23 protein-coding genes and 1 pseudogene are annotated in these 23,118 nt (G+C 72.4%); 7 read left to right on the top strand and 17 right to left on the bottom strand.

Annotated elements, in window-relative coordinates; translation table 11 throughout:
* Positions 1–210, bottom strand: a 210-nt coding sequence (locus AB0M52_RS11015) for a TetR family transcriptional regulator (protein ID WP_363951855.1), incomplete at its 3' end; no start/stop codon positions are given.
* 116 nt (positions 211–326) lie between these two features.
* On the opposite strand from AB0M52_RS11015, the gene AB0M52_RS11020 reads away from it, so the two are divergent.
* The 6 genes from AB0M52_RS11020 to AB0M52_RS11045 all read left to right on the top strand — a co-directional run bounded on the left by AB0M52_RS11020 (position 327) and on the right by AB0M52_RS11045 (position 6,336).
* Complete coding sequence (locus AB0M52_RS11020; RefSeq protein WP_363951857.1) at positions 327–1,475, top strand: acyl-CoA dehydrogenase family protein; 1,149 nt, start codon at positions 327–329, stop codon at positions 1,473–1,475.
* A gap of 17 nt (positions 1,476–1,492) precedes the next feature.
* Positions 1,493–2,251 carry a 3-oxoacyl-ACP reductase FabG gene (gene fabG / locus AB0M52_RS11025; protein ID WP_363951860.1) on the top strand — a complete coding sequence of 253 codons (759 nt, stop codon included), beginning with the start codon at positions 1,493–1,495 and terminating at the stop codon, positions 2,249–2,251.
* Positions 2,252–2,285: 34 nt separating this feature from the next.
* Positions 2,286–3,458: an acyl-CoA dehydrogenase family protein gene (locus tag AB0M52_RS11030; protein WP_363951862.1), complete on the top strand. Its 1,173-nt coding sequence runs from the start codon at positions 2,286–2,288 to the stop codon at positions 3,456–3,458.
* Positions 3,455–3,919: a MaoC family dehydratase gene (locus AB0M52_RS11035; protein WP_363951865.1), complete on the top strand. Its 465-nt coding sequence runs from the start codon at positions 3,455–3,457 to the stop codon at positions 3,917–3,919. The genes AB0M52_RS11030 and AB0M52_RS11035 overlap by 4 nt, the downstream gene beginning before the upstream one ends.
* Positions 3,920–4,016: 97 nt before the next feature.
* Entirely contained in the window at positions 4,017–4,943 is a 927-nt protein-coding gene (locus AB0M52_RS11040) for an oxidoreductase (protein WP_363951868.1), read from the top strand.
* Positions 4,944–5,154: 211 nt separating this feature from the next.
* On the top strand, positions 5,155–6,336 hold the full coding sequence (locus AB0M52_RS11045) for a macrolide family glycosyltransferase (protein ID WP_363951871.1): 1,182 nt from the start codon (positions 5,155–5,157) through the stop codon (positions 6,334–6,336).
* 69 nt (positions 6,337–6,405) lie between these two features.
* Here the strand turns inward: AB0M52_RS11045 and AB0M52_RS11050 are convergent, their stop codons facing one another.
* From AB0M52_RS11050 to AB0M52_RS11125, 16 genes are all read right to left on the bottom strand, one after another.
* On the bottom strand, positions 6,406–6,828 hold the full coding sequence (locus tag AB0M52_RS11050; protein WP_363951874.1) for a PepSY domain-containing protein: 423 nt from the start codon (positions 6,826–6,828) through the stop codon (positions 6,406–6,408).
* 111 nt (positions 6,829–6,939) lie between these two features.
* Positions 6,940–7,524, bottom strand: a complete 585-nt coding sequence (locus AB0M52_RS11055; RefSeq protein ID WP_363951876.1) for a HAMP domain-containing sensor histidine kinase — start codon at positions 7,522–7,524, stop codon at positions 6,940–6,942.
* 60 nt (positions 7,525–7,584) lie between these two features.
* A complete protein-coding gene (locus AB0M52_RS11060; protein ID WP_363951878.1) occupies positions 7,585–7,830 on the bottom strand; it encodes a winged helix-turn-helix domain-containing protein in 246 nt (81 codons plus the stop codon).
* Positions 7,827–8,261 (bottom strand): response regulator, encoded by a 435-nt coding sequence (locus AB0M52_RS11065; RefSeq protein WP_363951880.1) that lies wholly within the window; start codon positions 8,259–8,261, stop codon positions 7,827–7,829. The genes AB0M52_RS11060 and AB0M52_RS11065 overlap by 4 nt, the downstream gene beginning before the upstream one ends.
* A 224-nt stretch (positions 8,262–8,485) precedes the next feature.
* Positions 8,486–10,351 carry an adenylyl cyclase gene (locus tag AB0M52_RS11070; RefSeq protein WP_363951883.1) on the bottom strand — a complete coding sequence of 622 codons (1,866 nt, stop codon included), beginning with the start codon at positions 10,349–10,351 and terminating at the stop codon, positions 8,486–8,488.
* A 290-nt stretch (positions 10,352–10,641) separates the two neighbouring features.
* The gene (locus AB0M52_RS11075; RefSeq protein ID WP_363951885.1) at positions 10,642–12,105 is read right to left on the bottom strand and encodes a PepSY-associated TM helix domain-containing protein; all 1,464 of its coding nucleotides are present in this window, start codon (positions 12,103–12,105) and stop codon (positions 10,642–10,644) included.
* 96 nt (positions 12,106–12,201) lie between these two features.
* The gene (locus tag AB0M52_RS11080) at positions 12,202–12,435 is read right to left on the bottom strand and encodes a hypothetical protein (RefSeq protein WP_363951888.1); all 234 of its coding nucleotides are present in this window, start codon (positions 12,433–12,435) and stop codon (positions 12,202–12,204) included.
* Positions 12,436–12,481: 46 nt separating this feature from the next.
* Positions 12,482–13,651 carry a 4-hydroxybenzoate 3-monooxygenase gene (pobA, locus tag AB0M52_RS11085; protein WP_363951890.1) on the bottom strand — a complete coding sequence of 390 codons (1,170 nt, stop codon included), beginning with the start codon at positions 13,649–13,651 and terminating at the stop codon, positions 12,482–12,484.
* A 130-nt stretch (positions 13,652–13,781) separates the two neighbouring features.
* Entirely contained in the window at positions 13,782–14,975 is a 1,194-nt protein-coding gene (locus tag AB0M52_RS11090) for an MFS transporter (RefSeq protein ID WP_363951910.1), read from the bottom strand.
* Positions 14,976–15,102: 127 nt separating this feature from the next.
* Positions 15,103–15,909 (bottom strand): IclR family transcriptional regulator, encoded by an 807-nt coding sequence (locus AB0M52_RS11095; RefSeq protein ID WP_363951893.1) that lies wholly within the window; start codon positions 15,907–15,909, stop codon positions 15,103–15,105.
* Positions 15,910–15,929: 20 nt separating this feature from the next.
* Positions 15,930–17,390 (bottom strand): benzaldehyde dehydrogenase, encoded by a 1,461-nt coding sequence (locus tag AB0M52_RS11100; protein WP_363951896.1) that lies wholly within the window; start codon positions 17,388–17,390, stop codon positions 15,930–15,932.
* Between the two features lie 42 nt (positions 17,391–17,432).
* Positions 17,433–19,049, bottom strand: coding sequence for a thiamine pyrophosphate-binding protein (locus tag AB0M52_RS11105; RefSeq protein ID WP_363951899.1), 1,617 nt, complete (start codon positions 19,047–19,049; stop codon positions 17,433–17,435).
* Complete coding sequence (locus AB0M52_RS11110) at positions 19,046–19,909, bottom strand: ABC transporter ATP-binding protein (protein ID WP_363951901.1); 864 nt, start codon at positions 19,907–19,909, stop codon at positions 19,046–19,048. The genes AB0M52_RS11105 and AB0M52_RS11110 overlap by 4 nt, the downstream gene beginning before the upstream one ends.
* Positions 19,909–20,700, bottom strand: a complete 792-nt coding sequence (locus AB0M52_RS11115) for an ABC transporter permease (RefSeq protein ID WP_363951903.1) — start codon at positions 20,698–20,700, stop codon at positions 19,909–19,911. Before AB0M52_RS11115 ends, AB0M52_RS11110 begins: the two co-directional genes overlap by 1 nt.
* Positions 20,697–21,533: an ABC transporter permease gene (locus tag AB0M52_RS11120; RefSeq protein ID WP_363951905.1), complete on the bottom strand. Its 837-nt coding sequence runs from the start codon at positions 21,531–21,533 to the stop codon at positions 20,697–20,699. Before AB0M52_RS11120 ends, AB0M52_RS11115 begins: the two co-directional genes overlap by 4 nt.
* Complete coding sequence (locus AB0M52_RS11125; protein ID WP_363951908.1) at positions 21,530–22,489, bottom strand: ABC transporter substrate-binding protein; 960 nt, start codon at positions 22,487–22,489, stop codon at positions 21,530–21,532. Before AB0M52_RS11125 ends, AB0M52_RS11120 begins: the two co-directional genes overlap by 4 nt.
* A 304-nt stretch (positions 22,490–22,793) precedes the next feature.
* Here AB0M52_RS11125 and AB0M52_RS11130 point away from each other — a divergent pair.
* A pseudogene (locus tag AB0M52_RS11130) lies at positions 22,794–23,118 on the top strand (CoA transferase subunit A); the annotation flags it as partial.

Consider the following 23,118-nt stretch of genomic DNA (forward strand, 5'->3'; position numbering starts at 1 on the left):
CACGGCGACCTGGCCGGTGATGCTGTCGGCCACCGCGTCGAGGATCTCGTCCTTGGTGGCGAAGTGGTTGTACAGCGACGGTCCGCGTACGCCGAGTTCGGCGGCGAGCCGGCGGGTGGAGAACCCGGCCAGCCCCTCGGTGTCGATCAGCGCGGCGGCGGCCTCGACGATCCGCTGCCGGCTGAGCAGCGCCTGTCGCGGCCGGGGCATGGGTCTCCTCCTCCTGGTCGGTGCTTCGCGCGGAACACTCCGGTCGGTGCTCCGCCCGGAACTTTGCCACACCGGGGTCTGGACAGCATAAAACTTCCAGCGCTAGTTTAGCGCCCATGGACCTCCACCTCTCCGCCGAACAGGCCGCGGTCCGCCGGCTCGCCGCCGACTTCGTCGATCGCGAGGTGGCACCGCACGCGGCGGCCTGGGACCGGCGCGAGGCGGTCGACCCCGGCATCGTGGGCAGGCTCGGCGAGGTGGGCTTCCTGGGCCTGACCATCCCCGAGGAGTACGGCGGATCCGGTGGCGACCACCTGTCGTACTGCCTGGTGCTGGAGGAACTCGGCCGGGGCGACTCCGCCGTCCGCGGCATCGTCTCGGTCTCGCTCGGGCTGGTCGCCAAGGCCATCGCCGGGTACGGCACCCCCGAGCAGCGGGAGCGGTGGCTGCCCCGGCTCTGCCGCGGTGACGTGCTGGGCTGCTTCGCGCTGACCGAACCGGACAGCGGCTCGGACGCCGCCGCCCTGACCACCCGGGCGGTGCCCGATGGCGATGACTGGCTGATCACCGGCCGGAAGACGTTCATCACCAACGGCACCACCGCCGACGTGGCCCTGCTGTTCGCCCGTACCGGCGGCCCGGGCCACCGCGGCATCACCGCCTTCCTGATCCCCACCGACACCCCCGGCCTGCACCGCAGCGAGATCCACGGCAAGCTCGGCCTGCGCGGCCAGGCCACCGCCGAGCTGACCCTCGACGCGGTCCGGGTGCCCGATGCCGCCCGCCTCGGCGACGAGGGCGGCGGCTTCCGGCTGGCGCTGGCCACCCTGGCCAAGGGCCGGATGTCTGTCGCCGCCGGCTGCGTCGGCATCGCCCAGGGCTGCCTGGACGCCGCCGTCGGCTACGCCGGCCAGCGGACGCAGTTCGGCAAGCCCATCGCCGGGCACCAGCTCGTGCAGCAACTGCTCGCCGGCATCGCGGTCGACACCGCCGCCGCGCGGCTGCTGGTCTGGCGGGTCGCCGACCTGATCGACCGGGGGCAGCCGTTCGCCACCGAGGCGTCGATGGCGAAGCTGTTCGCCAGCGAGGCCGCCGTCCGCGCGGCCAACGACGCCATCCAGGTCTTCGGCGGGTACGGGTACATCGACGAGTACCCGGTCGGCAAGTACCTGCGCGACGCCCGCGTCGCCACCCTCTACGAGGGCACCAGCCAGATCCAGCAACTACTCATCGGGCGGGCGCTCACCGGCGTCAACGCCTTCTGAACTCCCAGGGAGACAACGTGACCAGATTCGCCGACCGGGTCGCCGTCGTCACCGGCGCGGCGCAGGGCATCGGTGCCGCTACCGCCCACCGGCTCGCCGCCGAGGGCGCCGCCGTCGCCGTGGTCGACCTCGACGCCGGCCGCAGCCAGGCCGTCGCCGACGAGATCGTGGCCGCCGGCGGCCGGGCCGTCGGGATCGGCTGCGACGTGACCGACGCCGAGGCGGTCACCGCGATGGGGGAGCGGGTCGCGCAGACCTTGGGCGGGTGGCACGTGCTGGTCAACAATGCCGGCATCACCCGCGACAACCTGCTGTTCAAGATGCCGCTGCCGGAGTGGGAGGCGGTGCTGACCACCAACCTGACCAGCATGTTCCTCTGCTGTCAGGTGGCCCAGCAGCACATGGTCGCGGCCCGCTACGGCCGGATCGTCAACCTCAGCAGCCGGTCCGCGCTCGGCAACCGGGGCCAGGTCAACTACGCCGCGGCCAAGGCCGGCGTACAGGGCCTCACCGCCACCCTGGCGATCGAGCTGGGCCCGTTCGGCATCACCGTCAACGCCGTCGCCCCCGGTTACGTGGCCACCGGGATGACCGCCGCCACCGCCGAGCGGGTCGGCGCCACCGCCGAGGAGCACCAGCGGCGCGTCGCCGAGTACACCCCGCTGCGGCGGGTCGCACAGCCCGCCGAGATCGCCTCGGTGATCGCCTTCCTGGCCAGCGACGACGCGTCGTACGTCAGCGGCCAGACCCTGTACGTCAACGGCGGCGCGCGCTGAGGGGGCGCGTCCGCGGAGAGGAGCCGGTGAACCCATGGACTTCGGACTGTCCGACGAGGAACGCGCCATCCGCGATACGGCCCGCGACTTCATCGCCAAGGAGGTCATGCCGCTGGAGCCGGAACTGCTGCGCCGGGAGCGGGCGCACCGGCCCGGCCTGGAGCGCTCCGAGCTGCGGGAGTTGCAGCTCAAGGCGCGCAAGTTCGGCTTCTGGGGGCTGGCCACCCCGCAGGAGTACGGCGGCATGGACCTGCCCGCCGTGGTCCAGTCGCTGATCTGGACGGAGATCGGCCGGTCGTACGTGCCGTTCCGCTTCGGTGGCGAGGCCGACAACATCCTCTTCCACGCCACCGAGGAGCAGAAGCGGGAATTCCTGCTGCCCACCATCGAGGGCGAGCGGGTCTCGTGCTTCGCCATCACCGAGCCGGGCGCCGGCTCGGACGCCGCCAACATCAGGTTCGGCGCCCGCCGCGCCGGCGACGACTGGATCCTCAACGGCGAGAAGACCTTCATCACCGGCGGCAACGACGCCGACTTCGCCATCGTCATCGCGGTCACCGACCCCGAACGGGGCGCCCGCCAGGGCGGAGCCACCGCCTTCCTGGTGGACCGGGCGATGGGCTGGCGCTCCGAGTTCATCCCCACCATGGGCGAGGGCGGCCCGGCGTCGCTGATCTTCGACGACGTACGGGTGCCGCACCGCAACATCCTCGGTGAGGTCGGTCAGGGCTTCACCCTCGGCATGGAATGGATCGGCAAGGGGCGCTACACCATCCCCTCGCACGCCGTCGGCATCGCCGAGCGGGCCCTGCGGATGGCGATCGAGCAGGCCAACACCCGGGAGACGTTCGGCGCGAAGATCGGCACCAACCAGGCGATCCAGTGGATGATCGCCGACTCGGAGACCGAGTTGGAGGCGGCCCGCTGGCTCATCCTGCGCGCCGCCTGGACGGTCGACCAGGGCCTCGACCCCCGGCACGCCTCCTCGATGGCCAAGCTCTACGGTGCCGGCATGGTCAACCGGGTGGTGGACCGGGTGCTCCAGATTCACGGCGGCATGGGCTACACCCGCGAACTGCCTATCGAACGCTGGTACCGGCAGGTGCGCCTCTACCGGATCTTCGAGGGCACCGACGAGATGCAGCGGCTGATCATCGCCCGCGACCTGCTGCGCGGCTTCACGAAACTCGGAGGGCACCTGGCATGAGGATCTTCGCCGGCATCGACGACCTGGCCGCCGCGGTCGGCGAGACCATCGGCCCGGGTCCTTGGTATCCGGTCGACCAGCGCCGGGTCGACCTGTTCGCCGACGCCACCGACGACCACCAGTGGATCCACGTCGACCCGGCCCGAGCGGCGGCCGGGCCGTACGGCGGCACCATCGGCCATGGCTACCTGACGCTGTCCCTGCTGCCCGCGCTGGTCGGCCGGTTGTACCGGGTCGACGGGGTGCGGATGGGCGTCAACTACGGCCTCAACCGGGTCCGGTTCCCCGCACCGGTACGTGTCGGCAGTGCGGTACGGGCGGTCGCCACCATCGGCGAGGTGAGCCGGATCGAGGGCGGAGCGCAGGTGTTCACCACGGTGACCGTGGACAGTGACGCGGGCGGCAAGCCGGTCTGTGTCGCCGAGACGGTCAGCCGCCTTTACGGCGGCCCACCCCGGTGACCGTCCTCCCCGAGCCGTGCTTGACGGGGTGATCGAGCCGCGTCAACCTTGTCACGCTTGTCGGGGTCGGCGGTCGACAACGGCGGAGGAGTAGGGCATGACGCGCTGGACGTACGACGACATCCCCGATCAGCGTGGGCGTACCGCGATCGTCACCGGGGCCAACACGGGGCTCGGCTTCGAGACCGCCCGGATGCTGGTGGCCAAGGGAGCGCAGGTCGTCCTCGCCTGCCGGAACATCGCCAAGGGCGAGGCCGCGGCCGGCCGGATCCGGGCGGAACACCCGGCGGGCGAGGTGACCTGCGCCCCGCTCGACCTGGCCGATCTCGATTCGGTGGCCGCGTTCGCCGCCGGATATCGCGCCGACCACGATCGGCTCGACCTGCTGATCAACAACGCCGGGGTGTTGTATCCCCCGCTGCAGCGCACCCGGCAGGGCTTCGAGCTTCAGTTCGGCACCAACCACCTCGGCCACTTCGCGCTCACCGGCCACCTGCTCCCGGTGCTGCTGGCCACCCGGACGGCACGGATCGTCAGCGTGGCCAGCAACGCCCACCGCACCGGTCGGATCGACTTCGACGACCTGAACTGGGAGCGGCGCCGCTACCAGCGGTTCGCCGCGTACTCGCAGAGCAAGCTCGCCAACCTGCTGTTCACCCTGGAACTGCACCGCCGCCTGACCGAGGCCGGTTCGCCGGTACGGGCCACCGCCGCCCATCCCGGCTGGACCTACACCGGTCAAGACCGTGCCAGCGACGGCCTGGTCAACGCCGCCGGCCGGTTCATCGCGATGAAGGTGCACGACGGGGCGCTGCCGGCCCTGCGCGCCGCCACCGACCCGGACGCCGACAGCGGCAGCTACTGGGGGCCGGCGCACCGCTTCGAGTACGCCGGCCCGCCGGTCCGCGCCAGCAGGACGAAGCGGGCCCAGGACGTCGCCGTCGCGGGGCGACTCTGGGCGGAGAGTGAACGGCTGACCGGCGTACCGGTCACCGTGACCTCGGTGGACCGTACGGAGTCCTGAGTGGCGGCGACCAACTGGTGTGCTAGCGTTTCGAGCATGATCATTGCGTTCGTGCGCCTGCGTTCCGCCTGAGGCGGCGCGTCGCACCGGTCCTCCATCGACCGGCTCTCGACCTGGTAGAGCCCTAGCTTGAGCTGAGCGGCCCGGGTCACGTCTGCGTCGTGTCGTCGCCGGATGGCATCCTTCCTCCGACTCGACAGGACCTCTTCACATGCGTAAATCGACTCATATCGCCATGGTTGGCAGCACCGCGCCAAGCCACATCTACCCGTCCCTGGCGCTGATCCGGGAACTGGTCAACCGGGGACACCGGGTGACCTACGCCGTCGGCGACCCGCTCACCGGACTGGTCGCTCCGACCGGGGCGGAGCCGATCGCCCATCCGTCGATCCTGCCGCAGGGCGACACCGCCTGGCCGGAAGACCCGGGTGAGGCGATGCGGGTGTTTCTCGACGAGGCCATCGCGGTGCTGCCGCGCCTGACCGCCCGCTACGACGCGGACCGCCCGGACCTCGTGCTCTACGACATCGGCGGGCTACCCGGACCATTGCTCGGCGCCCGTTACGGCGTGCCGGCGGTGCAACTGTCGCCGGCGATGGTCGCCTGGGACGGCTACGACGAAGACATGGCGGATTTCCTCACCGCCCTGTACGCGTCGGAGTCCGGGCGGAACTACTACGCCACCTTCGACACGTGGCTGGCCGCCAACGGCATCCACGAGGACTCGCGTAGCTTCCTGACGTATCCGCCGCAGGTGCTGGCGCTCATTCCTCGGGTGATGCAGCCGAACGCCGACCGGGTGCCGGCGCACCGGGTGCGGTTCGTCGGCCCGTGTCTCGACCCGGCCCGGCTCACCGAACCGTGGACCCCGCCGACCGACGGGCGACGGGTCCTGCTGGTCTCGTTCGGCACTGCCTACAACGACCAGTTGCCGGTCTACCAGGACTGCCTGCGTGGGTTCGCCGACTCGCCGTGGCATGTCGTGCTCGCCGTCGGCGACAAGGTGGACCCGGCCGACCTGGGGCCGCTGCCGGACAACGTCGAGGTGCACCGCAGCGTGCCGCAGTTGGCGGTACTGGCCCACGCGTCGGCCTTCGTCACGCACGCGGGCATGGGAAGCTGCACCGAGGCGCTCTGGTTCGGCGTGCCCACGGTCGCGATCCCGCAGGCGGTGGACCAGTTCAGCAACGCCGACCGGTTGGTCGACGCCGGTGTCGGCCGCCGGTTGCCCGCCGAGGAGGTCACCGCGGAGACGCTGCGCGCGACGGTGGACGCGGTCGCCGACGATCCGCAGTTGCGGCGCAGGCTGGCCGAGATCCAGTCCGAGATACAGGCGAGCGGCGGACCGGGGCACGCGGCGGACGCGGTGGAGGCGTACCTCGCCGAGCGCTGACCGCGTTCGGGTGGGCCGTCCGACCGGATTCGTTCCGACCGGACGGCCCGCCGAACCGCGGCCATGGCGTCAGTCGCGGTCGTCGTCCCGGTCGTTGTCCCGGTCGTTGTCCTGGTCGTCGTCCCGGTCGTCGTCCCGGCCGTCGTCGGCGAGGATCGCCCCGGTGACGGCGTCCACGTCGACCTCCCGTTCCCGGCCGCCGAGCACGAACTCGATCTCCCAGATCGGGCCGCCGTTGCGTTCGTCCAGTTCGGCCTCGGTCACCCTGGCACCGGCGAACCGACGGGTGACGATCTCCGCGGCCTGCACGGCGTTCACCGGACGCGGCCCGAACTTCGCGTCCAGCCTCGGGTCGATCTCGATCTCGAAGCCCGCGCCGGATCTCGCGCCGGCTCGCTGGCGGGAGTCCTTGGCAGTGGCCAACGCGGTGCCGGCCACCAACGGGACGGCGACACCGGCGATGGTGATCGCCACCAGCACTGCTCTACGCATCCTGACCTCCGAGGGTGTCCACTGGTGCCGCGACGCGGACGGCCGATGACGGCCCGGCGTCGTCGGCCGGCTGACTACGCCCGGGGGTACGCGTCGCCCCGCCGCCCCGGCTCAACCTCCGGTCGAACTCTGGCCGTGTCCTGGCCGATTCCTGGCATCGCGCGCCCGGCAATACCACCACCGCGGCCACTCCCGGCCCGTCGACGGCCTCCAACCGTGCCGCCCACCGCTGGCCTCAGCGAGCTTGCGGACCAGCGCGAGCCCGAGCCCGGTGCCACCGGGAGACGCGCCGGGCGCCCGCCAGAACGGCTGGAACGCCTGCGTACGCTGCGCGACGGTGAGCCCAGGGCCGGCATCGGCAACCCGCAGCTCGACAGTGCCGGCGTCACCGCCCACCGCCGGGCCGGCCGAGGCGGCCCCCGGCTTGGCCGTGCCGGCGTCACCGCCAGCCGGGCCGGCCGTGCCGGCGTCAGCGCCAACGGCCGTGCCGGCGTCAGTGCCCTCCGGGGCCGACAAGGCGGCGTCAGCGCCCACGGCCGGGCCCCACGAGACGGCGACGGTGCTGCCGGCCGGTGCCGCGCCCAGCGCGTTCGCCAGCAGGTTGTCCAGGATCTGGTCGATGGCGCCGGGCAGCGACCACGCCCATGTCGCGTCCGGCCCGGACACCCGCAACGCGACGCCTCGCTCGGCCGCCACCGGAGGATCAGCAACGCGAAGGTGAGGTAGGTGACCAGGAGGCGGCGGACCATGTACGGGTCAGGCCGCCACGGCGAGCCGGAAACCCACCCCGCGTACGGTCTCGATGCGCGCCGGATCGCCGAGCTTGCGGCGCAGGCTGGCGACGTGGAAGTCCAACGTCTTGCCCCGACCGAAGAAGTTCGGTGACCACACCGTCTCCAGCAGGGTCCGCCGGGTGACCACGGCGCCCGGATCCACGGCCAGTGCCACCAGCACGTCGTACTCCTTCGGGGCGAGGGGGACGGGCGCGTCCCGCAGCGTCACCTGGCGGGTGCGGCGGTCGATGACCAGGTCGCCAAGCCGCTGCGCGCCGTCCGACGTGGTGTGCCCGGCGCCGGCGCCGGCGCACGGGTCCGGCGGCCGACGGCATGCATCCGTGCGACGAGTTCCCGCAGGCTGAACGGCTTGGTCAGGTAGTCGTCCGCGCCGAGTTCCAGTCCCAGTACCCGGTCGGCCTCGCCGCCCCGGGCGGTCAACATGATCACAGGCAGGTCCGCGTCGTGACGCAGCGTCCGGCAGACCTCGATGCCGTCGATGTCGGGCAGGCCGAGGTCCAGCAGCACCATGTCGGCCCGGGGCGCGGCGAGGGCCGCGGCACCGGTGGCCACCCGCCGCGCCCGGATGCCGTAGCGGGCCAGACCCTCGACCAGCGGTTCCGCGATCGAGTCGTCGTCCTCCACCAGCAGCACGTCCATCGCACGGCCTCCTCACGCCTGTCGTATCCGCGCCGGCGCCGGCGGTGGGACGCACGAGCGCGTCGGCCCGCGGTGCCGATGCGAGCAGGAATACGGTGCGGCCCGGCCGAGAAGTTCAACGGCGTCGCCCTGCTGGAGCGACGCGGCCCGTCGTGGGGTGAACCGTGTTAAGAGGGGCCCCTTCCGCTACCTGAGGCGTTAAGAAGGGGCCCCTCCTTACATCTCTACGGGTACTGGGTGAGGTAGACGGGGGCGCCGACCCGGGTCATGTCGGCGGCTTCGCCCACGCCGTTGACGACGTGGTCGATGGTGCCGGCGCTGAGGTTCACCGTCATGATGTGGTGCAGCCGGATGCCCGGCCGCACCGGCACCTCGAACCCGTTCTCGGTGCGGATCGACGGGTTGTTCTGGTTGAACACGTACACGCCGCCGCCGTGGAGGGTGTGGTGTCGAACCCGGTCGCCGACCTTGTAGCCGGCCCACCCGTTGACCTTGCCGTTGCGCCAGTCGGCCTGCGTCGGCGGGTCGTACGGCAGCTCGTTCTGGTAGAGGATCGTGGTGCCGTGCTCGCCGTTCCAGACGGTGTTGTACCGCTGGAAGTGCTCGACGAACAGGCCGGTGGCGGTCACGTGGTCGCCGTTGATGATCGCACCGTAGCGGCCGGTGTTGGTACGCCACCGGTCGGTGTCGCCGTTGACCCCCTCGGTGAAGCCCTCGACGCCGTGGTCGCCGCGCCACACCCAGGTGTGGTCGATCAGGACGTGGTCGCTGTTGACCTCCAGTGCGGTGTCCGTCTTGCCGATGTGCGGCCCGCCGACGCGGAAGTACACGTCGGACAGTGTCGTCGGGTTGTTCGGCGTGCTGTGGTTGCGGCCGTTGCGGGGTCCCACCCGCAACAGCACCGGCGACTCCTTGAGGCCGGCGTCGATGGTGACCCCGGCGACCACCACGCCGGGTACGCCGGCGACGGTGAGCGGCACCGCCCCGTTGACGGCGGTGAGGGTGGCGTGTCCGATGCCGAGTACGACCGTGTCGGGCCGGCGTACCTCGATGCTGCGGGCCACGTCGTACACCCCGGGGGTGAGCAGCAGGTGCTTGCCCCGGGCGAGTTGGGAGTTGATGACCTGCACCGAGTCGGACGGTTTGGCGACGAAGAAGTCACCGATCGGGATGGTCCGCCCCGGCGTCATGCCGGTGGCCCAGGTGATGCCACGGGTGTCCCGGCGCGCGACGGGCACCCGGACCTGGTACTTGCCCTTGGCGTCGACGTACAGGTACGGCTTCTCCCGGCTGATCGGGGTGGTGTCGAGCGTGGTGTACGGCGGGTCGGGGAAGCCGGCGTCGTCGGGGGCGCCGACCACGCCGGAGAACACCTGGTTCCACACCCCGTTGGACCAGCTCCCGATCTCGCTGTCACGGGTCAGCCACTGCTGCTGCGAGCCGTTGATGGTGGCGGGCAGCCGGGAGTCGGCGATGAACCCGCCGCTGGCGTACTGCGGCCCGTTGGTGCAGTAGTCCATCAGCGACAGCCCGCCGCCGCTGATGTCGAGCCGGCGCATCGACACCGCCTGGGACACCGCCCAGAAGTTGGCCGAGGCGCGGCACCCGTCCTGGCCGGCGGCGTTGATGTGCAGCGACAGGTTGGACAGGGTGCGCCAGAAGTTGACCAGTGCGATGCAGTTGCCGGTGCCGCCCTCGGTCAGGCAGCGGTTGTACGCCTCCACCTTGCCGTTGATCACGACGTCGGTGGGGGAGGCGCCCAGTCCGGAGATCTCGGTGTAGTAGCCGACCTTTATCTGTAGGGGCTGGTCGGCGGTGCCGTAGCTGCCTGGCCGGAAAAGGTAGGCGTGCCGGGTGGTGCCCATCTCGTTGTCGACCTGCGCGGCGTGGGCCGCGTCGAGGGTCGCCTGGATCTGGCTGACCGGCATGCTCGGGTCGAAGATCGTGACGTTGGGCCCGAAGGCGGGCGTGGCGGGGCGCGGCGGGCCGGCCGTGACCGGGGTGTTGGTGGCCACCGCGGTGGTGGTCAGCACGAGGCCGAGAGCGAGTGCCCGGCCGAGTCGCCGGCGGGATCGTGGTGGGGTCGGCATACGTTCGTCCTTCCCGTCGGGCCCTGTGCGTTCCGGCCCGACGACGTGGTGGACCACGCGTGAGAGCGCTCTCTTGCATGGCGGACTTGTATCACGGTGTGAAGGAACTGGGTCGAGATGTTTCTACCCCGTAACGCCGCCGTGCGCCATGGTCCAGACCATCGATTTATTGCCCGACCCGAGTCCACAGGGGAGGCCCCGTCGAGGGACGCGGGACGTGTGGGACCACCGCGTAACGGAGTGGATGGACGTCCCGGCCGGATCGGGCGACCCGGCCGGGACGGAGCGGGTCAGCTGTCGGCGGGTGCGGCGCTGCCGCCGTGTCGCCGGGCCACGACGCCCAGCACGACGTCGACGACGAGGAAACCAAGCAGGGTCACGCCGAACCACGGCAGCGCCCAGCCGATCGCGACGGTGACCGGCACGCCGAGCAGCAGTGCCCACAACGGCAGCCCGCGCAGGCCGCCCCGGGCCGGCGGAGCCCCGACCAGGGCGCGTCGGTCGGTGCGGGTCGGGCGGCGTTGCCACCACATGCGGTAGCCCCAGACGATGACGCAGAGCATGCCGATGGCGAGCGCGGCGAGCAGGATCTGGTTGACCACGCCGAAGAGCAGGCCCATGTGGGCCTGGATGCCGAGGGTGCTCAGCTTGGCCAGCAGGGGCCAGTCGGCGAAGTCGCTACGGGCGATCACCGCCCCGGCCGCCGGGTCGACGGCCACCCGGTCCCGCCCGACCGGCCAGGTGTTGTCGGTCTGGGCGACGGACCAGGCGGTGCCGGGTTCACCGGGACTGATCTCGACCGGCCCGGACAGGCCGGCGTCGCGGGCCACGGTGAGCACCCGGTCGAAGGTCGCCGGGTCGGCCGCCGCCGGCGGCGCGCCACCGTGCTGGTGCTCCCCGCCGCCGTCGGCCAGGCCCCCGGACAGGCTGGTCGACAGCGCGGGCCGCCCGGCGTCGAGGGCGTCGAGGCCGGCGGCGAAGTTCTCCCCGGCGAACCGGGACCAGGTCAGCCCGGTCGTCGAGAGGATGAGCAGTCCGATCGCGAGCCAGACCCCGGTGGTGGCATGCCAGCCCCGGGTACGCCGGACGCCCTTGGCGGCCGACAGGTCCGGCACCAGCAGGTGCTTCGCCCGGCTCCGCCCGGTGCGGCGGCGACGCCACCACAGGATCACCCCGCCGAGCACCAGGACCCACAACCAGCTGGCGGCGATCTCCGAGTAGTGCCGGCCGAGGTCGCCCAGGTGCAGGTTGCGGTGCAGGTCGTCCAGCCAGGTGGTGGCGGGGGTGGAGCCGAACCAGGTGGTCAGCTGACCCGTCACCTCGCCCGTGTACGGGTCGACGTAGACGGTGTGCTGCTTGTCGCCCAGTTCCGGCAGCGCGAACACCACCTGCGTGGTCCGGTGACCGACGCCGGGGGAGACGGCGGCCAGGTCGCCGTCCGGGTGGGCGGCCCGCGCCGCGGTGATCTGCTCGGCCAGCGGCCTCGGCTGGTCGCCGACGGCGGCGACGGTGAGCTGGTCGCCGTAGAGGGCCTGGTCCAGTTGCGGTGTGACGGTGTACGCCAGGCCGGTCAGCGCCGCCACCACCAGGAACGGGGCGACCAGGATGCCGGCGTAGAAGTGCAGGCGGACCAGCAGCGCGGCCAGCGGCGAGGGGCGCCGTTGCGGGCGAGCGGCGGGCGTGGCGGCGGGGGACGGTTCCGGGCCGGGGGTGGGCTCCGGTGTCGGCGCACCGGACAATTCGGTCACAGACATGCACTTTTCCGATCGGTTTAGAGGTGTACGTGGAGCTGGCCCGTGCCCCTCGGGTCAGTGCTGTCGCCTTCGCCCGGATGCCCGCCGCCTGAGCACCTAGTCGGACGCCGTGCCCCGCCAGTTCCCGTTGACCCGGCTGAAGACCCGACGGCGGTCGAGGTGGTACGCCGACTGCCCGGAGTGTGGGCGCCACCAGTGCACCTCCCAGCCCGACCCCGGACGGGCATCCAGCCAGGTGGGAACAGCGACGCGTGGGGCGAGGCCGAGCAGCGTCACAGCGACCTGGTCGACGAGGCTGCTGACCTGACCGCCCGGGTGGGCGATGGCCACGACCATCACCGGACCGCGTTCGGACCGACCGACGCGCTCGGCCGCCTCACACCTGGGGCAGGCCGACGTAGTTCTCCGCAAGGCTGGTGGCGTACGCCTGGGAGGTGGTCACGTACCGCAGGGTCGCCGACTGCAGCTTCGCCTCGTACGGGTCGTCGGCGTTGAGCCGGTGCAGCATCGAGGTCATCCACCAGGAGAACTGCTGCGCCCGCCAGACCCGGCGCAGCGCCGTGGCCGAGTAACCGTCGAGCAGGTCGGTGCTGCCGTCGGCGTACCAGGCGGCGAACGCGCCGCCGAGCAGCGCGACGTCGGCGAGGGCGAGGTTCATGCCCTTGGCACCGGTCGGCGGCACGATGTGCACGGCGTCACCGGCCAGGAAGAGGCGCTGCCACTGCATCGGCTCGACCACGAAGCTGCGCAGCGGGGTGATCGCCTTCTCCAGGATCGGCCCCTCGTTGAGCGTCCAGCCCGGCACCGTCTCCAGCCGGGTACGCAGCTCGGCCCAGATCCGCTCGTCCGGCCAGTCGGCGATGTCCTCGTCGGCGGGCACCTGCAGGTACAGCCGGGAGATCTCCGGCGACCGCAGGCTGTACAGGGCGAAACCCCGCTCGTGCTGGGCGTAGATGAGTTCGTCCACCGCGGGCGGGGCGGCGGCGAGGACACCCAGCCAGGCGAACGGGTACGTCCGCTCGTACGTGCGCAGCACCCCGTCGGGCACCGCCGACCGGCTCACCCCATGGAAGCCGTCACAGCCGACCACGAAGTCGCAGTGCAGCTCCTCGTCCCGGCCCTCGTGCCGGAAGTGGACCACCGGTGCGGAGTCCAGGCCGGACAGGCGTACCGCCTCGGCCTCGAACAGGATCGTCCCGCCGGCCGCGAGCCGAGCGGCGATCAGGTCCTTGACCACCTCCTGCTGGCCGTACACGGTGATCGCCCGGCCGGTCAGCTCCGTCATCGGCACCCGGTGCGACTCGCCGTCGAAGCGCAGCTCGATGCCCTCGTGCCGCATTCCCTCCCGGTCCAGGCGGGCGCCCAGCCCGGTGTCCTGGAGCAGGTCGACCGAGCCCTGTTCGAGCACCCCGGCGCGGACCCGCTGCTCGACGTACTCCTGGCTGCGGCTCTCGATCACCACGGACTCGATGCCGTGCCGATGCAGCAGGTGCGACAGCATGAGACCGGCGGGTCCCGCCCCGACGATGCCGACCTGGGTACGCATCCGTGCCTCCTTGACCTTCCTGACAATGGAGGGCGACATTGTCGCCCCGGCCATCAGCCTGCCCGTTGGCGCGCTGAGTCGCCGCTGCCGGATTCCACTCAGTGGAAACCGAAGTCGATCATCCGGCCGCTCAGACCTGCCGGTTCCGTCCGGCCCACCACGCGGCCGTGCCCATGGTGACGGCGGCGACGCAGAGCGCGGCCAGCGGCACACTCCAGCCGGCGGAGGCGTCGCGCAGCCCGCCGAGCAGCAGTGGCCCGGCGGCGCCCACCAGGTAACCGACCGACTGCACCGTCCCGGACAGCTGCCGGGCCGACTGCGGGCCACGGGCCCGCAGCACGATCAGGGTCAGCGCGAGACCGATTCCCGCGCCCTGTGCCAGCCCCGTCACGGCCGCCCACAGCAGGTACAGGGCCGGGGCCAGCAGCAGGCCGAACAGTCCCACCGCCCAGGCCGCTGCCACACCGACGCCGAGCAGGCGTTGGTCGGGCAGCCGACCGGCCACCGCCGGCGCGGCCACGGCGGTGGCGATGCCGAGCAGGTTGAACAGCCCGAGCGCCCATCCGGCGCCGGCCGGGGAGACGCCGCCGTCCCGCAGGATCGTCGGCAGCCAGGCCAGCAGCGCGTAGTAGGTCAGCGACTGCATGCCCATGAACGCGGCGAGGGCCCAGGTGACCGGGGACCGTCGTACCGAGGTGCCACCGAGGGCGAGCGTGCCGGCGGCGTGGCGCCGACGCAGCTGCGGCGCCCAGACCACCGCGGCGACGGCGGCGAGCCCGCCCACCAGCAGCAGGGTGCCCCGCCAGCCGATCCCGGTGTGTGCCAGCGGCGCGGCGACCGCCGCCGCGACCGCCGCTCCGCCGGTCAACGCCGCCGTGGTCAGTGCGGTCACGGTGCCCTGCCGGTGGGCGAAGTCCTGCTTGACCACCCCGGGCACCAGTACGTTGCCGACGGTGATCGCCGCGCCGATGACCACGGTGCCGGCGATCATCCACCAGATCCCGGGCACCGTGCGGACCACGCTGCCCACCACGATGCCGAGCATGCCCGCCAGCAGCGCCGCCTCCATTCCGATCCGGCGGCCCAGCAGCGCGGCGAGCGGCGCGAACAGCCCGAAGCAGAGCACCGGCAGCGTGGTGAGCAGGCCCGCGGTGAAGTTGCCCAGGTCCAGGTCGGCCTGCACGTCCGGCAGCAGCGGGGAGAGCACCGCGATGGCCGCCCGCAGGTTCAGCGCGAGCAGCACCACACCGAGCAGCGTGGCCGGCCCGGCCAGCGTGCCGGGGGCCTCCGTCGCGGTGCGCCCGGCTGACTGTTGGCTCCGCATGCTCAAGCCCGCACCGCACTGCGGTCACCGGTCTGCTGCCGTTTGCTCAGGCCCGCACCTCGCTGCGCTCGGCGCCGGCCTGAGCGTTCTCCGCGCTGAGTTTGCCGATTCGCTCGCTGCCGCTCGCTCATGCGCTGGCCCGCTGCCGCATCGGCGCGTACGGCGGCATCGCCTCCTGCGCCTCGGCCAACCGGGCGGCCACCTGCTCGGCCGCCGCCCGCAGCGCCGGCACCAACCGCTGCGGGGCGGCACCGAGGCTGTGCCCGACGACGCCGATCGCGGCCAGGGTCGTCCCGTCGGCGCCGTGCACCGGGACGGCGACCGAGCAGGAGCCGAGGGTCATCTCCTCGTGCGTACGCGCCCAACCCCGCTCCCGGATCCCGGCCAGTTCCCGGGCCAGCCGGCCCGGTTCGGTGATGGTGTACGCCGTGCAGCGGCGCAGCGGACGACGCAGGTGTGCGGCGACGACCTCCGGCGGGGCGAACGCCAGCAGCGCCTTGCCGACCCCGGTGGCGTGCAGCGGCAGCCGGCCCCCGGCCCGGGAGATGGTCGGGACCGACCGGTGCCCGGTGACCTTCTCCACGTACAGCGCCTCGTCGCCGTCGCGGACCGCCAGGTGCACGTTCTCCCGCAGATGCGTGTACAGCTCCTGGAGGTACGGCTGGGCCGCCTCGCGCAGCCGGGTGTGCAGCGGCGAGAGCAGCCCGGCCTCCCACAGCCGTACGCCGATGGTGTACGTGCCGTCGGCGGCGCGCGACAGCGCCCGGCCGGCCACCAGTTCGGCGACCAGCCGGTGCGTGGTGGCCAGCGGCAGCCCACTGCGCCGGGCGATGTCGCTGAGCGCCAGTGCCGGGTGGGCCACGTCGAACGCGCCGAGGATGGCCAACACCCGCGAGGTCACCGACACACCCGGTGACCGGGTCCCGCCCGCCACCGTTGCCTCCCTTCCCCGACTCAGAACGGGTAGCGGGTGATGTCGCCCTGCATGGTCAGCCACTGCGTCTCGGTGAACGCCTCCAGGTTCGCCGCCGCCCCACCGAACCGGGAACCGGTGCCGGAGGCGCCCACCCCGCCGAACGGGGCCACCGCCTCGTCGCCGACGGTCTGGTCGTTGATGTGCACGATGCCGCTCGGGATGCGGTCGGCCAGCGCCATCGCCTTCATCACGTCGCGGCTGAGGATGCCCAGCGACAGCCCGTACTCGGTGCCGCCGGCCAGGGCCGCGGCCTCGTCCAGGTCGGTGAAGGTGAGCACCGGGGCCACCGGGCCGAAGACCTCCTGCGCGTACGCCGGGGTGGCCGCGGTGACCCCGGCGAGCACGGTCGGACGGTAGAACAAGCCGTCGTAGGTGCCACCGGCGGCCAGCCGGGCCCCCGCGTCGACGCTCGCGGTGACCAGCGAATGGATCTTGTCGCGCTGGGCTTCGTCGATGATCGGCCCGAGCGCCACCTGCTCCTTGGCCGGGTCGCCGACCGGCAGGTGGTCGGCCTTCTCGGCGAGCGCTTCGACGTACCGCTCGGCGAGGCTGGCGTGCACCAGGTGCCGGCCGGTGGTCATGCAGATCTGCCCCTGGTGCAGGAAGGAACCCCAGGCGCCGGCCGAGACGGCGAGGTCGAGATCCGCGTCGTCGAGCACCACCAGGGCGGAGTTGCCGCCCAGCTCCAGGTGGGCCCGCTTCAGGTGCCGGGCGGCGGCCTCGCCGACCTTGCGACCGGCGGCGGTCGACCCGGTGAAGCTGATCACCCGTACGTGCGGGTCGGCGACCAGCGCCTCGCCGGCGTCCACCCCGCCGGGCAGCACGTGCAGCAGGCCCTCGGGCAGCCCGGCCTCCTCGAAGATCCGGGCTAGGGCCAGCCCGCCGGAAACCGCCGTGCGCAGGTCCGGCTTGAGCACCACCGCGTTGCCCAGCGCCAGCGCCGGCGCGACCGAGCGGATCGCCAGGATCAGCGGGAAGTTGAACGGCGCGATGACGCCGACCACGCCGACCGGCAGCCGGCGGGCCAGGCTCAGCCGGGGCTGGGCGCTCGGGATGATCTCGCCGAGCGGGTGCGACGCCAGCGACGCCGCCTCGTAGCACTCCTGGGCTGCGGTGGCCGTCTCGACGCCCGCCTTCGGCGGGATCGACCCGGCCTCGCGGACCAGCCAGTCACCGACCTCGGCGGCGTGCTGCTCCCACAGCGCCCCGGCGCGACGCAGCACGGCGGCCCGCTCCTGGTAGCTGGTCGCCGCCCAGGCGCGTTGCGCGGCGGCGGCCCGGGCGCAGGCGCGCGCCACGTCGGTGGGATCCGCCACACCGACCCGGCCGATCTCCTCGCGGGTGGCGGGGGAGCGCACGGCGGCCGTGCCGCCGGCCGCCTCCACCCAGCCGTCGCGGTAGATCGTGCCGTGCCAGGTTCCGGTGTCGAGCAGGGTCATCGGGGGGTCCTCCTTGCCAGGTGGTGCGGAATGCCGTGGTGGTCAGGGTTCGACGTACCCGTCGCCGACCGGCACGTCGAGCAGCAGCGGCTCGGTGCGCTCGGCCAGGGTGGGGACGACCTCGTCCAGAACGGCCAGCAGGTCGGCGTGGTCGGTGATCCGGCGGGCCGGGCAGCCCAGGGCGCCGGCCAGGTCGTGGATGCTGACGTCGTCGAAGGCGGGCCAGGGTGCCTTGCCTCCGGCCTTGTCGGCGAGCCGGTCCATGATGGCGTACCGGCCGTTGGAGAGCACCACGAACAGCACCCCGCAGCCGTAGCGCGCGGCGCTCCACAGGCCCTGGATGCCGTACAGCGACGAGCCGTCGCCGAGCACCGCGACGACCGGCCGGGACGGGTCGCCCAGGCGCAGCCCGGCGGCGGCGGGCAGGCCGAAGCCCAGGCCGCCCATGGCCGCGCTGACGAAACCTCGGGGCTCCCGCGCGGGCAGCAGCCGGTGCAGGTCGGGCCGGCTGGACGGCGTCTCCTCGACCAGCACGACGTCGCGGGGCAGCCGCTGGGCGAGGGCGACGAAGACGTGTTCGGGCCGCATCGGCTCACCGGCGGCCGGCGGCGTGACGGTCCCTTCCCGGGTCGCCGGGGACCGGGCGGCGGCCGGCTCGGCCACCGCGGGTCGCGGGGCGAGCCGTTCGGCCACGGCAGCGCACAGCGTTGCCGGGTCGGCCAGCACGGCCAGGTCGGCGCGGCTGTGGTGCAGCTCGTCCGGGTCGTCGGAGACCACGGCCACGGTGAGGCCGTCGGGCACCAGCGGCCCGGGCTCGAACGGGTACTGCCGGAACGCGCCGGTGCCCACGACCAGGGCCACGTCGTGCCCGTCCAGCACCGCGCGCAGCCGGGACCGGCCGGCCGGCAGGTGCCCGGCGAACTGCGGGTGGTCCTGCGGGAAGCCGGCGCGGGCACCGAACGGCTCCTGCCACACCGGCGCACCCAGCCGCTGCACCAGCGTCACCAGCGCATCCCAGGTACGCCGGTCGTCCGCCCCGGCGCCGACCACCACCACCGGATTGGCCGCGGTGTCGAGCAGCCGGGCCACCTCCTCGGCCGCCGGGCCCGCACCGGGATCGGCGCGCCGCACGGTGACCGGGGCGGCCAGGCCGAGCGCCGGGTCGACCGGCGCCGACCAGTCGTTCATCGGCACCACCACGATGGCCGGGCCACGGTGGGCCACGGCCTCGTGCCACGCCCGCCGCACCGCCGCCGGTACGTCCTGCGGCAGCACCGGTTGGTTGACCCAGACCGGGTACGCCCCGGCGAGCCCGTCGAGCCGCCCGGCGAGGAACGGCTCCAGCGCCAGGTGCCGGCGGTCCTGCTGGCCGACGAGCACGACCAGCGGGGCGCGGTTGACCCGGGCGGTGGCCAGTGCGCCGACGGCATTGCCGAGCCCGGCGGTGGTGTGCAGGTTGACCAGCGCCGGCTGCCCGGTGGCGAGGGCGTGGCCGGTGGCCATGCCGACCACCGAGCCCTCGTGCAGGGCGAGGACGAACTCCAGGTCGTCGGGCAGGTCGGTGAGGAAGGGCACCTCGGTCGAGCCCGGGTTGGCGAAGATCCGGTGCATGCCGTGCTGGCGCAGCACGTCGAGGGTGGCCTCCCGGACGGTTGTCACGCGGTCACCGTCGGGATCGGGTCGCCGGTCTCCACGGTCGAGTCGTCGGCCTTCGCGCTGCTGGTGGCGTGGTACGTCTTGGCCCGCTGGATCTGCGCGAAGACGTGCCCGCGCAGCTCGGCGAACCGGGCCGACGAGCGGGTCGACAGCTGGTCGCGCTCGGCGGGCAGGTCGACGGTGACGTCGTCGAGCACCACGGTCGGCGAGGCGGAGAGCACCAGCACCCGCTGGCCGAGGTAGACCGCCTCGTCGATGTCGTGGGTGACGAACAGGGTGGTCACCCCGAGCCGCTGCCACAGCGACCGGACCAGGTCCTCCAGGTCCGCCCGGGTCTGCGCGTCGACCGCGGCGAACGGCTCGTCCATCAGCAGGATGTGCGGCTCGTACGCGATGGCCCGGGCGATGGCGACCCGCTGCTGCATGCCACCGGAGAGCTGCCACGGGTACGCCCCGTGCACATCGGCCAGGCCGACCGCCTCCAGCGCCTGGTGGATCAGCTCCTCCCGGCGCGCCTTCGGCAGCTTCTTCTGCTTCAGCGGCAGCTCGACGTTGCCCCGCACGGTCATCCACGGGAAGAGGCTGCGGCCGTACTCCTGGAAGACCACCGCCATGCCCGGCGGCGGCCCGTCGACCGCCTCGCCTTCCAGCACCACCTCGCCGGAGGTCGGCGCGAGCAGGCCGGCGATGCACTTGAGCAGGGTGGTCTTGCCGGCGCCGGACGGGCCGACCACGCAGACCAGTTCGCCCTTGGCGACCGCGAAGGTCAGGTCGCGTACCGCCTCGACGCTGCGGCCGTGCCCCTCGTACACCTTGCGCACGCCGCGTACGTCGAGCAGCGCCTCGGTCTGGTTGTCGGTCATCAGTTACTCCCTCGCTGGGCCTGACGCAGGCCGAAGTACCACTTGAGGACCCGTCGCTCGAAGATTCGCATGGCGGTGGCGAGCAGGAAGCCGAGCAGCCCGAGTAGCAGGATGCCGGTCCACATCTCGGTAACGGCGAAGGTCCGTTGGAACTGGATGATGCTGAAGCCGAGCCCGTTGCTGGCGGCGAACATCTCGCTGATCACCATGAGGATGATCCCGATGGAGAGGCCCTGCCGCATGCCGGTGACGATCTGCGGGCTGGCCGAGCGGATGATCAGGTGCCACAGCCGGGCCGGGCCGCGTACGCCGTAGCAGCGCGCGGTCTCCACCTGCACCTCGTCGACGGCCCGGACGCCCTCGACGGTGTTGAGCAGGATCGGCCAGACGCAGCCGGAGACGATCACGAGCACCTTCATGGTGTCGCCGATGCCGGCGAAGAGCATGAGCACCGGCACCAGCACCGGTGGCGGGATGGCCCGGAGGAACTCCAGCACCGGCTCGCAGAAGGCGCGCAGCCGGGGCGACGACCCGATCGCCACGCCCAGCCCCACGCCGAGCAGCACGGCGAGGGTGAAGCCGCCGAACAGCCGCAGCAGGCTGGGCAGCACGTCGGTGCCGAGCCGGCCGGAGTGCACCCAGACGTCGGCGACGCTGGCCAGGATCTCCGACAGCGGCGGCAGGTAGTAGCTGTCGCTGTCGGCGGTGAGCATCCACCACACGGCCAGCAGCGCGATCGGCAGCGCCAGCGCGGCCACGGTGGTCCGGGTGATGCGACGTGCGATGTTCATGCCGCTACCTCCCGGCGGACCGACGGGTGCCAGGCCAGCAGCCACCGCTCCAGTCGGCGGGCCAGCACGTTGACCGCCACTCCGAGCAGTCCGGTGACGATGATCAGCGCGTACATGCGGGCGACGGCACCGCCGGACTGCGCGGCGCCGATCTCGTTGCCCAGGCCGGGGGCGCCGATGACGAGTTCGGCGGTGATGGCGAGGATCAGGGCCACGGCCGCGGCCAGGCGCACGCCGGTGAGCACGTACGGCAGCGCGGTCGGCCAGGTGACGTGCCGGATGCGGGCGAGGCGACCGAGCCCGAACGTGCGGGCGGTCTCCTGCGCGACCGGGTCGACGTCCTGCACGCCGTAGAGGACCTGGACCAGCACCTGCCAGAACGCGGCGTAGACCACCAGCAGCAGCACGGACCGTAGGTCGGTGCCGAAGACCAGCACGGCCAGCGGGATGAGCGCCACCGAGGGGATCGGCCGGAGGAACTCGATGGTGGAGGCGGTCGCCTCGCGCAGGATCGGCACGGTGCCGATGACGAACCCGACGACGACGCCGAGGGTCACGGCGATGATCAGGCCGAGGAACCAGCCCCGCGCGGTGTCGCCCAGAGCGGTCCAGAAGGTCGACTCTCCGGCCAGGTCGGCCAGGGCGACCGCGATGCGGCTGGTCGGCGGCAGGTAGTCGGGCGAGACCAGGCCGGTGCGCGGCACCGCCTCGATCAGCGCGAGGAAGGCGGCGAACCCGAGCACACCGAGCAGCACGGTGCCGCCGGGAAGCCGGGTCCGGCCGGCACCGCCGGCCCGCGTGTCGCGGGCCGGCGGGGCGAGGGTGGATGTCACGGGAGCAGCTCCGCGATGTCGACCTTCTCGCTGACCAGACCGTCGGCGAGCATCAGGTCGGCCATGGTCTGGACGGAGTCACGGTTGATCTGGCCGGACCAGCCCGGCAAGGTGATCTTCTCGGCGACCGCCGGGTCGATCTGGGTGTAGGTCAGCAGCGCCGCGCGGGCCTCGGCCGGGTTCTCCTGGGCGTACGCCAGGGACTTCTCGATGGCGGCGACGAACCGCTTGGTGAGGTCGCCCTTCTCCTGGACCGTCTTCTCGGTGGTGAAGTACGCGGCGATGGTCAGGTTCGGCGCGGTGTCGACGAAGTTGGACGCGACCACCTTGGCGCCCTGGTCCTGCGCCACGGTGAAGAACGGCTCGACGATCCAGGCGGCGTCGACCCGCTTGCCGGTCACCGCGGCCGGCATGTCGGGGAAGGGCAGCTCGACGAACTTGACCCCGGAGGGGTCGCCGCCGGCCTTGCGGATCGAGGCGCGCACGGTGGTGTCGCCGATGTTCTTCAGGTTGTTCACCGCGACGGTCTTGCCGGCCAACTCGGCCGCGCTGGTGATCGGGCTGTCGGCCGGTACGACGATCCCGCCGAAGTCCTTGCCCTGCTCGCCGGTGGAGGAGTTGCCCTCGGCGATGGCCTTGAGTGGCAGGTTCTGCGAGCGGGCCACGATGAGCGAGACGACGTTGCCGAAGGCGAAGTCGAACTCGCCGCTGACCACGCCCGGCACGGCGGCGGCGCCGCCGGTGGTGTTGACCACCTCGACCTCGATGTTCTGCTCGGCGAAGAAGCCCTTCGAGATGCCGAGGTGCAGCGGTGCCACGTCGACGATGGGGATGGCGCCGACCTTGACCTTCGTGGTGCCCTCGGCCCCGCCGGCCTCGTCGGCGTCGGAGCCGCATGCTGCGACGGAGGCGAGCAAAGCGGCGGCGGTTATGGCGGATACGACTAGACGGCGCATGCAGGTACTCCCGCGTCCGGCGGTCCGTGGAGGGGACCGGGGGGTGTGGTGGGTGCTGGTCCGGAGGAGCTTCCCAAGCTGTTCGCAAACCGAACGGCTGTTCTCATCTAGAACGTTTGCACGTGGCCTGGCTCACGTCAACGGGTCGCCGCAACATTTCTGCAACAGGGCCGTCGCCGCGAACTCGGCCGGTCGGCGCGCGTTGACGGATGCCGCCGCCGGGCACTACGTTCGAGATAAGTACGTGAGTCCGCATACCGAACAGCGTGTGCGGGCAACGAAATCGCAGGAGGCGGGGAGGCTCATGGCGAAGCTCGTCTCGCTGGCCGACGGTGTCGCGGAACTGGTCCGCGACGGGGACATGGTGGCGCTGGAAGGGTTCACGCACCTCATCCCGTTCGCCGCCGGCCACGAGATCATCCGACAGGGACGGCGCGACCTGACCCTGGTACGGATGACACCCGACGTCATCTACGACCAGCTCATCGGCGCCGGCTGCGCGCGCCGCCTGGTCTTCTCCTGGGGCGGCAACCCCGGCGTCGGATCGCTGCACCGCTTCCGCGACGCCGTGCAGAACTCCTGGCCGGCGTCGTTGGAGCTGGAGGAACACAGCCACGCGGGGATGGCCA

Origin of the sequence: Micromonospora sp. NPDC051296 (assembly GCF_040682255.1) — a bacterium.
Classification (GTDB): domain Bacteria; phylum Actinomycetota; class Actinomycetes; order Mycobacteriales; family Micromonosporaceae; genus Micromonospora; species Micromonospora craterilacus.

Excerpts from the sequence above, each read along its gene's own strand:
- AB0M52_RS11125 (WP_363951908.1), bottom strand. The coding sequence starts at position 22,489 with ATGCGCCGTCTAGTCGTATCCGCCATAACCGCCGCCGCTTTGCTCGCC.
- AB0M52_RS11020 (WP_363951857.1), top strand. The coding sequence starts at position 327 with ATGGACCTCCACCTCTCCGCCGAACAGGCCGCGGTCCGCCGGCTCGCC.
- AB0M52_RS11115 (WP_363951903.1), bottom strand. The coding sequence starts at position 20,700 with ATGAACATCGCACGTCGCATCACCCGGACCACCGTGGCCGCGCTGGCG.
- AB0M52_RS11100 (WP_363951896.1), bottom strand. The coding sequence starts at position 17,390 with ATGACCCTGCTCGACACCGGAACCTGGCACGGCACGATCTACCGCGAC.
- AB0M52_RS11040 (WP_363951868.1), top strand. The coding sequence starts at position 4,017 with ATGACGCGCTGGACGTACGACGACATCCCCGATCAGCGTGGGCGTACC.
- AB0M52_RS11110 (WP_363951901.1), bottom strand. The coding sequence starts at position 19,909 with ATGACCGACAACCAGACCGAGGCGCTGCTCGACGTACGCGGCGTGCGC.
- AB0M52_RS11045 (WP_363951871.1), top strand. The coding sequence starts at position 5,155 with ATGCGTAAATCGACTCATATCGCCATGGTTGGCAGCACCGCGCCAAGC.
- AB0M52_RS11030 (WP_363951862.1), top strand. The coding sequence starts at position 2,286 with ATGGACTTCGGACTGTCCGACGAGGAACGCGCCATCCGCGATACGGCC.
- AB0M52_RS11090 (WP_363951910.1), bottom strand. The coding sequence starts at position 14,975 with ATGCGGAGCCAACAGTCAGCCGGGCGCACCGCGACGGAGGCCCCCGGC.
- AB0M52_RS11050 (WP_363951874.1), bottom strand. The coding sequence starts at position 6,828 with ATGCGTAGAGCAGTGCTGGTGGCGATCACCATCGCCGGTGTCGCCGTC.
- AB0M52_RS11070 (WP_363951883.1), bottom strand. The coding sequence starts at position 10,351 with ATGCCGACCCCACCACGATCCCGCCGGCGACTCGGCCGGGCACTCGCT.
- AB0M52_RS11075 (WP_363951885.1), bottom strand. The coding sequence starts at position 12,105 with ATGTCTGTGACCGAATTGTCCGGTGCGCCGACACCGGAGCCCACCCCC.
- pobA (WP_363951890.1), bottom strand. The coding sequence starts at position 13,651 with ATGCGTACCCAGGTCGGCATCGTCGGGGCGGGACCCGCCGGTCTCATG.
- AB0M52_RS11035 (WP_363951865.1), top strand. The coding sequence starts at position 3,455 with ATGAGGATCTTCGCCGGCATCGACGACCTGGCCGCCGCGGTCGGCGAG.
- AB0M52_RS11065 (WP_363951880.1), bottom strand. The coding sequence starts at position 8,261 with ATGGACGTGCTGCTGGTGGAGGACGACGACTCGATCGCGGAACCGCTG.